Source organism: Burkholderia sp. TSV86, assembly GCF_001522865.1.
Taxonomy (GTDB): Bacteria; Pseudomonadota; Gammaproteobacteria; order Burkholderiales; family Burkholderiaceae; genus Burkholderia.
Map to the genome: position 1 here is coordinate 318,567 of NZ_LOWB01000021.1, position 12,805 is coordinate 331,371.

General features: G+C 62.6%; 11 protein-coding genes. 6 read left to right on the top strand and 5 right to left on the bottom strand.

The window, feature by feature from the left end:
• Positions 1-40 precede the first annotated feature (40 nt).
• The 3 genes from WS68_RS03565 to clpS form a co-directional block, all read right to left on the bottom strand.
• A complete protein-coding gene (locus WS68_RS03565; RefSeq protein WP_059569457.1) occupies positions 41-1,420 on the bottom strand; it encodes an amino acid permease in 1,380 nt (459 codons plus the stop codon).
• Positions 1,421-1,518: 98 nt separating this feature from the next.
• Positions 1,519-3,819 (bottom strand): ATP-dependent Clp protease ATP-binding subunit ClpA, encoded by a 2,301-nt coding sequence (clpA, locus tag WS68_RS03570; RefSeq protein WP_059569458.1) that lies wholly within the window; start codon positions 3,817-3,819, stop codon positions 1,519-1,521.
• The gene (gene clpS, locus WS68_RS03575; RefSeq protein ID WP_059520473.1) at positions 3,816-4,130 is read right to left on the bottom strand and encodes an ATP-dependent Clp protease adapter ClpS; all 315 of its coding nucleotides are present in this window, start codon (positions 4,128-4,130) and stop codon (positions 3,816-3,818) included. Before clpS ends, clpA begins: the two co-directional genes overlap by 4 nt.
• A 547-nt stretch (positions 4,131-4,677) precedes the next feature.
• Between clpS and WS68_RS03580 the strand changes: the two genes are divergently transcribed.
• Positions 4,678-4,884, top strand: a complete 207-nt coding sequence (locus WS68_RS03580) for a cold-shock protein (protein ID WP_059520474.1) — start codon at positions 4,678-4,680, stop codon at positions 4,882-4,884.
• A 129-nt stretch (positions 4,885-5,013) separates the two neighbouring features.
• Here the strand turns inward: WS68_RS03580 and WS68_RS03585 are convergent, their stop codons facing one another.
• Together WS68_RS03585 and icd are read right to left on the bottom strand one after the other, a co-directional pair.
• Complete coding sequence (locus WS68_RS03585; RefSeq protein WP_059569459.1) at positions 5,014-6,621, bottom strand: multicopper oxidase family protein; 1,608 nt, start codon at positions 6,619-6,621, stop codon at positions 5,014-5,016.
• A 172-nt stretch (positions 6,622-6,793) separates the two neighbouring features.
• Entirely contained in the window at positions 6,794-8,053 is a 1,260-nt protein-coding gene (icd, locus tag WS68_RS03590) for an NADP-dependent isocitrate dehydrogenase (protein ID WP_059569460.1), read from the bottom strand.
• A 271-nt stretch (positions 8,054-8,324) separates the two neighbouring features.
• Between icd and WS68_RS03595 the strand changes: the two genes are divergently transcribed.
• The 5 genes from WS68_RS03595 (at position 8,325) to fusA (ending at position 12,521) form a co-directional block, all read left to right on the top strand.
• The gene (locus WS68_RS03595) at positions 8,325-8,903 is read left to right on the top strand and encodes a pseudouridine synthase (protein ID WP_059569586.1); all 579 of its coding nucleotides are present in this window, start codon (positions 8,325-8,327) and stop codon (positions 8,901-8,903) included.
• 124 nt (positions 8,904-9,027) lie between these two features.
• On the top strand, positions 9,028-9,180 hold the full coding sequence (locus WS68_RS27230; RefSeq protein WP_156429324.1) for a hypothetical protein: 153 nt from the start codon (positions 9,028-9,030) through the stop codon (positions 9,178-9,180).
• Positions 9,181-9,201: 21 nt separating this feature from the next.
• Positions 9,202-9,417: a hypothetical protein gene (locus WS68_RS25660; RefSeq protein ID WP_082709777.1), complete on the top strand. Its 216-nt coding sequence runs from the start codon at positions 9,202-9,204 to the stop codon at positions 9,415-9,417.
• Positions 9,418-9,616: 199 nt separating this feature from the next.
• Positions 9,617-10,126 carry a DUF192 domain-containing protein gene (locus tag WS68_RS03600; protein WP_059569587.1) on the top strand — a complete coding sequence of 170 codons (510 nt, stop codon included), beginning with the start codon at positions 9,617-9,619 and terminating at the stop codon, positions 10,124-10,126.
• A 280-nt stretch (positions 10,127-10,406) separates the two neighbouring features.
• Positions 10,407-12,521: an elongation factor G gene (gene fusA, locus WS68_RS03605; RefSeq protein WP_059569461.1), complete on the top strand. Its 2,115-nt coding sequence runs from the start codon at positions 10,407-10,409 to the stop codon at positions 12,519-12,521.
• The last annotated feature ends 284 nt before the right edge of the window (positions 12,522-12,805 follow it).

The window sequence follows — 12,805 nt, forward strand, 5'->3', positions numbered from 1 at the left end:
CGATACGGCGCTCTTGCGGCGCCTTCCGTTAGTGCGCGCACTAACGGATGTGCCGCTTCCGATAATACAAACGATAAGCGAGCGTAAGCAGCACGATGAACACGATGCCGACCACCATCGTCATCTGGAATTCGCGCGTGAATGCTGTCGTGACAAGCACCGCGCCGACGAGCGCCGCGCCGAGCAAACTGCCGGCCGGATGCAGCCACATCCGAAACGCGGGTGCTGGCCCGCGATAGCGCGCGCGGAAAAACAAATGCGTGACGAAGATCATCAGCCATGTGAATAGCGCGCCGAACATCGCAATCGCCATCAGCAGCGTATAGGCGGTTTCCGGATACGCCGCGACCACCACCGCTGCGACCGCGATACCGCTCGACGATACGGCGAGCGCCGCAACCGGCACGCCGTTCGCACCGATGCGCCCGAATATCGCCGGCGCGAGCCCCGCGCGCGACAGGCTGAACATCATCCGCGTCGTCACGTAGAGTTGGCTGTTCATCGCGGACAGCGCCGCAACCAGCACGACGAAGTTGATCACGCCGGCCGCATAGGGCACGTGCGTCGCGGCCATCACCTTGACGAACGGGCTTTCATCGGTGCCGGCTTGCGTCCATGGCACGATCGCCAGCATCAGCGACAGCGTGAGCAAATAAAACAGCACGAGGCGAAACACCGTCGAGCGAAACGCGCGTGACACCGCGCGTTGCGGATCGCGCGCCTCGCCGGCTGCAATCGCGACGGTTTCGATGCTCATATAGCTGAAGATCGCGACGATCACCGCGACCCAGGTGCCCCATGCGCCTTTCGGGAAAAAGCCGTCGTGCGCAACGTAGTTTGCCGCGCCGATACCGGACGACGCCGGCGCCGTGCCGACAAAATATGCACCGAGCACGACGAAAGCGACGATCGCCGCGATCTTCAGCATCGAAAACGCGTACTCGACCACACCGTACAACGTCACGCTCGCCATATTGACCACGATCAGCGCTGCCGAGAAACCGACGACCCAATACCAGCCGGGCACCCCCGCAAACCAATACTTCATGAAGACGGCAATCGCGCTGATCTCGGTGCCCACCGCGAACACCACCGCCAGCCAGTACGCGTAACGGACGAGAAACCCGGCGAGCGGGCCGACATAGTGCTCCGCATATGCGCCGAACGAACCCGACGTGGGATGCGCAACCGTCATCTCCGCAAGCGCGCCCATCAGCAGCAGCGCGATCAGCGCGCCGATCGCATATGACACGAGCACGCCTGGCCCCGCGAGCTGGATCGCGAAGCCGCTGCCCAGAAATAGCCCCGTGCCAATCGCGCCGCCGATCGCGATCATCGCCATCTGGCCCGACGTCAACCCGCGCCTCAAGCCCTTCTCACGCTCGACGATCGAATCGAACGTCCGTTCTTGTACCGTCAAATCAAACTCCCGAATCCATGCTCGTTGACTGCCTTCAAATAAAACGAAACGGCGCGGAGGACTTCCCGCGCCGTTTGTTTAAAGCGAAATGATGACTGTTATTCGACTTCCACCGTTTCCTCGTTGGGCTTGCTAGGCGGCGTCGCCGTCTTGTCGAATGACAATTGCACCTTGTCGTCGCCATCGACATCGACCGTCACCCGGCCGCCGCTGACAAGCTTGCCAAACAGCAACTCGTCGGCAAGCGCGCGGCGGATCGTATCCTGAATCAGCCGCTGCATCGGGCGCGCGCCCATCAGCGGATCGAAGCCATGCTTCGCGAGATGCTTGCGCAGCGCATCGGTGAAAAGCGCTTCGACCTTCTTCTCGTGAAGTTGCTCTTCGAGCTGGATCAGGAACTTGTCGACCACCCGCATGATGATTTCCTCATCGAGCGGACGGAAGCTGATGGTCGCGTCGAGCCGGTTGCGGAATTCGGGCGTGAACAACCGCTTGATGTCGGCCATTTCGTCACCGACTTCGCGGCGCGTCGTGAAACCGATCGTCGCCTTCTGCATCGACTCGGCGCCCGCGTTCGTCGTCATGATGATGATGACGTTGCGGAAATCCGCCTTGCGGCCGTTGTTGTCGGTCAGCGTGCCGTGGTCCATCACCTGCAGCAGCACGTTGAAGATATCCGGATGCGCCTTCTCGATCTCGTCGAGCAGCAGCACGCAATGCGGCTTCTTCGTCACCGCCTCGGTGAGCAACCCGCCCTGGTCGAAGCCGACGTAGCCCGGCGGCGCGCCAATCAGACGGCTCACCGCATGCCGCTCCATGTACTCCGACATGTCGAAGCGAATCAGCTCGATGCCGAGCGTGAACGCCAGTTGCCGTGCGACCTCGGTCTTGCCGACGCCGGTCGGACCAGAGAACAGGAACGCGCCGATCGGCTTGTCGAGCTTGCCGAGGCCCGCGCGCGCCATCTTGATCGCGGCCGCGAGCGCGTCGATCGCCGGGTCCTGGCCGAACACGACGCTCTTCAGATCGCGATCGAGCGTCTGCAGCTTGCTGCGATCGTCCTGCGACACGCTTTGCGGCGGCACGCGGGCGATCTTCGAGATGATTTCCTCGATTTCGCTCTTGCCGATCGTCTTCTTCTGCTTCGACTTCGGCAGCACGCGCTGGGCCGCGCCAGCCTCGTCGATCACGTCGATCGCCTTGTCGGGCAAATGGCGGTCGGTGATGAAGCGCGCGGACAATTCCGCGGCGGCCGACAGCGCACCCGACGAATACTTGACGCCGTGATGCTCCTCGAAGCGCGACTTCAACCCGCGCAGAATCGCCACCGTCTGCTCGACCGTCGGCTCGGTCACATCGACCTTCTGGAAGCGCCGCGACAGCGCCGCGTCCTTCTCGAAAATGCCACGGTATTCGGTGAACGTCGTCGCGCCAATGCACTTGAGCGTACCCGACGACAGCGCCGGCTTCAGCAGGTTCGACGCATCGAGCGTGCCGCCCGATGCGGCACCCGCGCCGATCAGCGTGTGAATCTCGTCGATGAAGAGAATCGCGTGCGGGCGCTCCTTCAATTCCTTGAGCACCGTCTTCAGACGCTGCTCGAAATCGCCGCGATATTTGGTGCCGGCAAGCAGTGCGCCCATGTCGAGCGAATAGACCTGGGCGTTCGCGAGAATGTCCGGCACCTCGCCGCGCGTGATCCGGTAAGCGAGCCCTTCGGCGATCGCGGTCTTGCCGACCCCCGCCTCGCCGACGAGCAGCGGATTGTTCTTGCGGCGGCGGCACAGCACCTGCACGACGCGCTCGACTTCGGACTCGCGCCCAATCAGCGGATCGATGCGGCCGTCCTTCGCCATTTGGTTCAGGTTCTGCGTGAACTGCGCGAGCGGCGTTTCTTTCTGCGTGTTCGTATCGTCGGCTTCGGCGTTCGCATCAGCGGGCTTCGCGGATTCACCGGTGCTCGTCTTCGCGATGCCATGCGAAATGAAGTTGACGACATCGAGACGCGTCACGCCCTGCTGCTGCAAATAGTAGACCGCGTGCGAATCCTTTTCACCGAAGATCGCGACGAGCACATTCGCGCCCGTCACTTCCTTCTTGCCGTTCGACGTCGACTGCACATGCATGATCGCGCGTTGAATCACGCGCTGGAAACCGAGTGTCGGTTGCGTGTCGACGTCATCGGTGCCGGGCACCGTCGGCGTATTGTCGTGAATGAAATTGCGCAGGTTCTGACGCAGGTCCTCGATGTTCGCGGCGCACGCGCGCAACACTTCGGCCGCTGTCGGATTATCCAACAGCGCCAGCAAAAGATGCTCGACCGTAATGAACTCATGCCGCGCCTGGCGCGCTTCCATGAACGCCATGTGCAAGCTGACTTCCAATTCCTGGGCAATCATGCTTCCTCCATCACGCACTGCAGCGGATGCCCTGCCTGCCGCGCATGGGTAACGACTTGCTCGACTTTGGTCGACGCGATGTCCCGCGTATAGACCCCACAAACCCCCCGCCCTTCGCGATGCACCTTCAGCATAATCTGTGTGGCCGTTTCGCGATCTTTCTTGAAATACTCCTGGACGACCATGACGACAAACTCCATCGGCGTGAAATCGTCATTGAGGAGCACCACCTTGTACATCGAAGGCGGCTTGAGCTGCTGCTCCTTGCGTTCCAGGACGGTACTGTCCTGCTTGTCCGGGATAATCGCCATACACCCATTCTAAACAACTCGGACAGGCCCGCAATCCTGTCATTAACCGACTTGACCAGCCGGCGCCCTTCCCGGCCTCCCGGTGCCGCGCGCGGGATGCGTCTGCCGCGACGGACGCAAACCGGCTTGCGGTACCGGCTTGCGTTCGTTGCGCGCGTCATAGGAATGCGCCGCTCGCGCGCCACGCCAGATCGAGTATCCCACATTGCGCGCTGTCGAACGCGTGTCACCCGCCTCCGGTATGTAAGACGATTATGCGACTTTTCAAGCAGCCTCGCTTGCGCGGATGCCGCAAAGCAAAGCGGGATAAACCCTGAAAAATGGGTTCTTTACAACGTCCCCGTATACGTCTAAAAATTTCCTTGACACTCCAATAAAGAGCGCCAACAATCAAGCTGGCACTTTTTTCAATTCGTCTTCGACAATATGTCTTTGACAATCGGAAAAGGCCGAGGTGAGCTTGTGAGGGGGGAACGGCTGCGTAGGTCGTTTAGCTTTTCGAGCGTGCTCGTTGTAAGTAGCGACTTGTGTGACAGGGGAAGTAGGTATGGCAACTGGTATTGTCAAATGGTTCAATGACGCGAAGGGCTTCGGTTTCATTACGCCCGACGAAGGCGGCGAAGATCTGTTTGCACATTTCTCGGCAATCAACATGCAGGGCTTCAAGACCCTGAAGGAAGGCCAGAAAGTGAGCTTCGAAGTCGTCCAAGGTCCGAAAGGCAAACAAGCGTCAAATATCCAAGCTGCTTCTTAAGAGCTATCTGGATAAAGAATCGAAAGCCCGGCTTCCAGCCGGGTTTTTTTTTGCGCCGGTTTTGATTCTTGCCAGCGCGGCGGCAATCAAATGCGCGCTGGATTACAAAATATCCCCTGCCCATTCATTTCAAATGACTTTCAGAACACCCATCATACCGAGATCCTCGTGTTCGAGAATATGACAATGGAACATCCGCTCGCCGCGCTCGGTTTGCGTCACAAGAATCCGCACGGTTTCTCCGTCGCCGACATTGACCGTATCACGCCATGCGCGATAGGGCTCCACCACCTTTTTACCCGCCGTTTCGCGCTCGATTACCTGGAACTGCGTGCCGTGCAGATGAAATGGATGGTCCATGTCGGTTTCGTTGCGGATCGTCCATAGCTCGACGTCGCCGCGCCGGCTCGTGAAAGTCGTGCGACGCGGATCGAATGTCGCGCCGTTCACCATGAAGCGCATACCAGCCGGCCGGCCGCGTGTGCTCCCACGCATCATCGCGTCCATGTCCATCTCTTCGGCAAAGACCACTTCCTTGCGCGCCGCCGGCTCACCGAACGCGGGCACCGCGCGCAGTGTGGCGGGCAGCTCGCGCGGCGCGACGCTGGGCTCGAATGAAACGTCGGCAAGCGCCAGCGCACGCTCGGGCGTGGACGCGCTTTCATACGCGCCGCGCTGCATCGACATCTTGCCGCGATCGTAGCCAAGCGCGGTCAATGCCGCGCGCGACGCCGTCGCGCCCGCGCGCACGACAAACTCGGCGCGCTCGCCCGGCGCAAGCAGCAGCGACGTCACCTCGCGTGGCGCGTCGAACAGGCCGCCATCGGTGCCGACATGCGCAAAGCTGCGGCCGTCGTCGAATGCGATCAGCAGATAGCGCGCATTGCATGCGTTCCAGATCCGCCAGCGTTCATCGCCGGTGAGCACGATCCGCGGCCGCCGCGCACCGTTGACGAGCACGTACTGCCCCTCACGGCCGTTCATCCAATCCATTATGTCGTTCGGCGCGATCGCGCCGTCGGCCGCAAGCTTCAGGTCCGAAACGAAAAGCTGCCGCTCGGGCCAACCGGCGAGCGGATCGTCGGCGGCGCGCACGACAATCGGCCCCGCGAGCCCGCGAAACACCTGCTCGGCCGTGTACATATGCGGATGCGGGTGATACCAATACGTGCCCGCGCTTCCCTTGGGCAACGTGAAGCGGTAGACGCGCGTCGCGCCCGGCGCGACGAGATCGGTCGGGTTGCCGTCTTGATCGGGCGGCACGGGCAATCCATGCCAGTGAATCGTCGAAGGCTGCGGCAGCCGGTTGACGAAACGGATCTCGACGGCGTCGCCCTCGCGCAAATTGATGAGCGGCCCGACAACCGGCCCTTGCGTGCCGGCGCCGTATTGCCAGAATGTCGTTGCCGGCGCGCCCGGCAGCACTGCCCGCGCGATGGGCTCGGCTGTGAGCGTCGCGCGGAACACGCCCGGCTCGCGGCTTTCGTTCGCGAGCACGCGCAGCGGAGCAAGCGGCGCGCCTGCGGGCAGCGCATCGGGCGCGGCAAGCGCCGCACGCGCCGGCGTTGCAACGGCCGGCTTGCCGCCGTGAGCGCCGGCGCGCTTGGGCTTCATATCCGGCATGTCGTCCATCCCAGCCATGCCCTGCATCGAATGATCCGCTGCCGCCACGCCGCGGGCGAACAACGACGCGGCCGCCGCCGCGAACGCGTGGGTCAAGAATTGTCTGCGCAACATAGACTTTGTCCTCTTTTTACTCTGCTAAAACAGACATTTCGACGACGATACACCAGCGTCGCGCCCGATGCCCAGCCGAGCACCGCGTGAATATGCCGCGCCTGGAACGAAAACACCCCGGCGGGCGCGCGGCCTGCCGGGGTGTCGTTCCACGTCGGCAACGCCGATGCGCTTACTGCATGTTTTCGATCAGCACTTGACCGAAGCCCGAGCACGACACTTGCGTCGCGCCTTCCATCAGACGCGCGAAGTCATACGTGACGCGCTTTTGCAGAATCGATTTCTCCATCGCCGCAATGATCACGTCGGCCGCTTCAGTCCAGCCGAGGTGGCGCAGCATCATTTCGGCCGACAGGATCTCGGAGCCGGGGTTCACATAGTCCTTGCCCGCGTACTTCGGCGCCGTGCCGTGCGTCGCCTCGAACATCGCCACCGAATCCGACAGGTTCGCGCCCGGCGCGATGCCAATGCCGCCGACCTGCGCGGCGAGCGCATCGGAGATGTAGTCGCCGTTCAGGTTCAGCGTCGCGATCACGTCGTATTCGGCCGGGCGCAGCAGGATCTGCTGAAGGAATGCGTCGGCGATCGAATCCTTGATTACGATCTCGTTGCCCGTCTTCAGGTTCTTGAACTTCATCCACGGACCGCCGTCGATCAGCTCCGCGCCGAATTCCTTTTGCGCGAGCGCATAGCCGTAGTCACGGAACGCACCTTCCGTGAACTTCATGATGTTGCCCTTGTGGACGAGCGTGACCGACTTGCGGTCGTTGTCGATCGCATACTGAATGGCCTTGCGCACGAGCCGCTCGGTGCCTTCCTTCGACACAGGCTTGATGCCGATGCCCGACGTTTGCGGGAAGCGGATTTTCTTCACGCCCATCTCTTCCTGCAGGAACTTGATGACCTTCTTCGCCTGCTCGGACTCGGCCGCCCATTCGATACCCGCGTAGATATCTTCCGAATTCTCGCGGAAAATCACCATGTTGGTCTTCTCCGGCTCGCGCACGGGCGACGGCACGCCTTTGAAGTACTGGATCGGGCGCAGGCACACGTACAGGTCGAGTTCCTGGCGCAGCGCGACGTTCAGCGAACGGATGCCGCCGCCCACCGGGGTCGTGAGCGGCCCCTTGATCGATACGACATACTCCTTCAGCACCTGCAGCGTCTCGTCCGGCAGCCAGACGTCCGGGCCGTAGACCTTGGTCGCCTTCTCGCCCGCGTAGATTTCCATCCAGTGGATCTTCTTCTTGCCGCCATACGCCTTTTCGACCGCCGCGTCGACGACCTTGATCATCACCGGCGTGATGTCGAAGCCCGTGCCGTCCCCTTCGATGTAAGGGATGATCGGCTGATCGGAAACGTTGAGCGAAAAATCCTGATTGACGGTGATCTTGTCACCGCCTTCCGGAACCTTGATGTGCTGATACGGCATGATCGACTCCAGTGATAGGGCTGAGCTGATGAGTATCTGGTTGTGCGCAGCCGGGCGCGCGGCGCCGGCCCGGCGCCGGCAAGCCGCTATTCTAGCGCTCCAACGGCATGAGGCGGCGCGAGATGACGTGGGCTCAGCGCGCGGGGCTCGCGCAAGCTTTTGCTTAGGTCTTATATAAGACAAAAGACTTGCCGTTCCGTATTATGCATTAAGATTCCGCCATTTGCCATACGACGCGGCCTGCGCCCCAATGCCCGGGCTCCGTACCATCATGCGCCTCATCGCTCTCAACAAGCCGTTCGGCACGATCTGCCAATTCTCTGCGCACGACACCCGCACGTCGCTCGGCGACTGGGTGCAGACGCCCGGCGTCTACCCGGCAGGCCGGCTCGACGCCGACAGCGAGGGACTGCTGCTGCTCACCGACGACGGCGCGCTGCAAGCGAGGATCGCCGAGCCCCGTCACAAACTGGTCAAGCGGTATTGGGCGCAAGTCGAGGGCGCGCCGACGGGCGAAGCGCTCGCGCATTTGGCACGCGGCGTCGATCTCGGCGATTACGTGAGCCGGCCATGCCACGCGCGCATCATCGCGCCGCCCGACGCGCTCTGGCCACGCACGCCGCCGATCCGCTACCGCGCGGCGATCCCGACCACCTGGATCGAACTGGAGATTGCCGAAGGCAAGAACCGCCAGGTGCGGCGCATGACCGCCGCCGTCGGCTTTCCGACGCTGCGTCTCGTGCGCGTCGGCATCGGCGCGCTTGACGTGTTCGCGCTCGGCCTCGCGCCCGGTGAAACTCGCGAGCTGCCGCCGCACGCGCCGTGGGACGGCTTGCCGCAGCGCGGCTAACCTCGCCGGCCGCTGCGAACGGTGCCGGCGGTGACATTTGCGTGACGCTCGACATCGCGCGTCAACCGACTGAGAGCCCGGTGCGTTAGACGGTACAGATGCCGCTCCCAGCTATCCGGCATTCGTGTCCGAACCGCTGCTGCGTCGTTTGATCGACGTCAAGCCGCAGACAGGACGCCCGCAGCGCGACGAGATTTTTCTCGATGCGTCTGTCAACCGAAAGGTGGATGGCACGTTAGACGACATGACTCCTATGCCGGGTCATTTGGTTAATTAACTAAAGCTGAGGAAACACAACATGAACAAACTGATCGCTGCTCTGGTTGCTGGCCTGTTCGCAACGGCTGCTTTCGCACAAGCTTCGGCTCCGGTCGCTGCTTCGGCTGCTCCGGCTGAAGCCGCTTCGGCACCGGCCAAGAAGGCTACGCACAAGAAGCACCACGCTTCGAAGAAGCACCACGCTGCGAAGAAGGCAGCAAGCGAAGCCGAAGCCCCGGCTGCTGCTTCGAACTAAGTAAGCAAGTTGTAATACGCAGTCAAGAACAAGCTGTTGCCGTTCTTACGGCGTTCCAAGGCAGATCGTTGCGAAGCGATCTGCCTTTTTCTTTGTTCGCGCGACGCGGCGCGGGCGCATCGATTCGGCCGCCACGCTGCGCGCGATGCCGCGCGTCGAGTACCATGCGAGTCTCGTTTTCCCGATAGGAGCTTTCGCCGTGCGATTTTCCCCATGCTCTTCGCTCGCCCGCGTCGCGCGAGCCGCCGTCATTCCGGTCGCGATCGCGCTCGCCGCGGGCGGCATGCAGGCCGCGCTTGCACAGACCGCGCAACTGCCGCCCAGCGCGAAGCAACCGGGCGATTTCCCGCGCGCGAAGCTGCGCGCCGGCATGCATGTGATCGACGCGGCCGTTGCGGCAAACGATTCCGATCGCGAGCAGGGCCTGATGTACCGGTCGCAGCTCGCACCGAACGAAGGGATGTTGTTCGTGTTCAACGAGAACGCGGTGCATTGCTTTTGGATGAAAAACACGCTGATCCCGCTGTCGATTGCGTTCATCCGCGCGGACGGCACGATCACCGACATCGACGAAATGCAGGCCGAGACCACCAATAACCACTGCCCGCGCAACAATGGCGTCTATGCGCTTGAGATGAGCAAGGGCTGGTTCGCGGCAAAAGGCATCAAGCCGGGCATGAAGATCGACGGGCTGCCAAAGCCGCAGTAACGCCGCTGCAGCCCGCCTGCCCTGGGCGCGCCGGCGAGTTGCCGTTGCCAGGACGAGCCGGCCGCGCGCCGGCTTTTTTGCATGAGCCGTTTGCGCCCAGGGCGGGCAACGCACGCCGCGCGGCGCAGCGCGCAGACGTGGCGCACCGGCCTTGATTGCGCGGCTTGCCGCCCGCATCTGCAAAAGCCTTGAGCAAGCGCTATGCTTTAAGTCTCGAGAGAACGACGGCGCCGGCCGGTCCAGCCGGCCCGTTTCCATCCAGGACCATTAGGAGGTTCACGTGCCCCGCAAAACGCCCATCGAGCGCTATAGAAATATTGGGATCAGCGCTCACATCGACGCCGGCAAGACCACGACAACCGAGCGCATCCTCTTCTATACCGGCGTGAGCCACAAGATCGGCGAGGTTCACGACGGCGCAGCGACGATGGACTGGATGGAGCAGGAACAGGAACGCGGCATCACGATCACGTCCGCCGCGACGACCGCGTTCTGGAAAGGCATGGCCGGCAACTATCCGGAACACCGGATCAACATCATCGATACCCCTGGACACGTCGATTTCACAATCGAAGTCGAGCGCTCGATGCGCGTGCTCGACGGCGCGTGCATGGTCTACGACTCGGTGGGCGGCGTGCAGCCGCAATCGGAAACCGTGTGGCGCCAGGCGAACAAGTACAAGGTGCCACGCATCGCGTTCGTCAACAAGATGGACCGCATCGGCGCGGATTTCTTCCGCGTGCAGCGGCAAATCGGTGAGCGCCTGAAAGGCGTCGCGGTGCCCGTGCAGATCCCGATCGGCGCGGAGGAGCACTTCCAGGGCGTCGTCGATCTCGTGAAGATGAAGGCGATCGTCTGGGACGACGAAAGCCAGGGCGTCAAGTTCACTTATGAGGAGATCCCGGCGAATCTCGTCGAGCTTGCGCGCGAATGGCGCGAAAAGATGGTCGAGGCGGCCGCCGAGGCAAGCGAGGCATTGCTCGAGAAATACCTGACCGATCACGATTCGCTGACCGAGGACGAGATCAAGACGGCGTTGCGCCAGCGCACGATCGCCAACGAGATCGTGCCGATGCTGTGCGGCAGTGCGTTCAAGAACAAGGGCGTGCAGGCAATGCTCGACGCGGTGATCGACTACCTGCCGTCGCCCGTGGACGTGCCCGCGATCCTCGGCCACGATCTGCACGACAACGAAGCGGAACGCCATCCGAGCGACGACGAGCCGTTCTCCGCGCTCGCGTTCAAGATCATGACCGATCCGTTCGTCGGCCAGCTGATCTTCTTCCGCGTTTATTCGGGCGTTGTCGAATCGGGCGACACCGTGTTGAACGCGGTGAAGGACAAGAAGGAGCGGCTCGGCCGGATCTTGCAGATGCATGCGAACGAGCGCAAGGAAATCAAGGAAGTGCGCGCGGGCGATATCGCGGCGGCCGTCGGGCTGAAGGAAGCGACCACGGGCGATACGCTGTGCGACCCGGCCAACCCGATCATTCTCGAGCGCATGGAGTTTCCGGAGCCGGTGATCTCGCAGGCCGTCGAGCCGAAGACGAAGGCCGACCAGGAAAAGATGGGCCTCGCGCTGAACCGCCTCGCACAGGAAGACCCGTCGTTCCGCGTGCAGACCGACGAGGAATCCGGGCAGACCATCATTTCCGGGATGGGCGAGTTGCATCTCGAAATCCTGGTCGACCGGATGAAGCGCGAATTCGGCGTCGAAGCGACGGTCGGCAAGCCGCAGGTCGCGTATCGCGAGACGGTGCGCACGAAGGCGGCCGACGTCGAGGGCAAGTTCGTCAAGCAGTCGGGCGGCCGCGGCCAGTACGGTCATGCGGTGATCACGCTCGAGCCGAATCCTGGCAAAGGCTACGAATTCCTCGACGAGATCAAGGGCGGCGTGATTCCGCGTGAATACATTCCGGCCGTCGACAAGGGCATTCAGGACACGCTGAAATCCGGCGTGCTGGCGGGCTATCCGGTCGTCGACGTGAAGGTCCACCTGACGTTCGGTTCGTACCATGACGTCGACTCGAATGAAAACGCGTTCCGGATGGCCGGCTCGATGGCGTTCAAGGAAGCGATGCGCCGTGCGAAACCGGTGCTGCTCGAGCCGATGATGGCCGTGGAGGTCGAAACGCCCGAGGATTTCATGGGCAACGTGATGGGCGATTTGTCGAGCCGGCGCGGCATCGTTCAGGGAATGGACGACATCGCGGGCGGCGGCGGCAAGATCGTGCGCGCCGAGGTGCCGCTCGCCGAGATGTTCGGCTATTCGACGTCGCTGCGCTCGGCAACGCAAGGCCGCGCGACTTACACGATGGAGTTCAAGCACTACGCGGAAACGCCCGCGAACGTGTCCGAGGCCGTCATCAACGCGAAGCAGGTCGACCGCCGATAAGCGCGCTCGCGCCGGGCTGCGCACGCGGCTCGGCGCGCGGCGCGGGCATCGGCATTGCTGCCGTTGTCCCTATTGCTCATTGCTCCGCCGCGAAGCCAACCAGCCCGCCCGGAAACGGACGGGCTTTTTCGTGGCTTCGTCCATTAGCGAGTTTGCCGTGCCGCTCGCGCGACAACGGATGTCAATTGACATTCCGCGCACGGCCAATGCCAATTCATCGCGCCGCGAACGGCGCCGGCGGCACACCGGCGCGCAGCGCGGGGCGACGCCCTTCGCCCGCGCGT

Bases quoted from the DNA above. Each gene is read 5' to 3' on its own strand.
- clpS (WP_059520473.1), bottom strand. From the start codon at position 4,130: ATGGCGATTATCCCGGACAAGCAGGACAGTACCGTCCTGGAACGCAAG.
- WS68_RS03595 (WP_059569586.1), top strand. From the start codon at position 8,325: ATGCGCCTCATCGCTCTCAACAAGCCGTTCGGCACGATCTGCCAATTC.
- WS68_RS03580 (WP_059520474.1), top strand. From the start codon at position 4,678: ATGGCAACTGGTATTGTCAAATGGTTCAATGACGCGAAGGGCTTCGGT.
- icd (WP_059569460.1), bottom strand. From the start codon at position 8,053: ATGCCGTATCAGCACATCAAGGTTCCGGAAGGCGGTGACAAGATCACC.
- WS68_RS25660 (WP_082709777.1), top strand. From the start codon at position 9,202: ATGAACAAACTGATCGCTGCTCTGGTTGCTGGCCTGTTCGCAACGGCT.
- WS68_RS03585 (WP_059569459.1), bottom strand. From the start codon at position 6,621: ATGTTGCGCAGACAATTCTTGACCCACGCGTTCGCGGCGGCGGCCGCG.
- clpA (WP_059569458.1), bottom strand. From the start codon at position 3,819: ATGATTGCCCAGGAATTGGAAGTCAGCTTGCACATGGCGTTCATGGAA.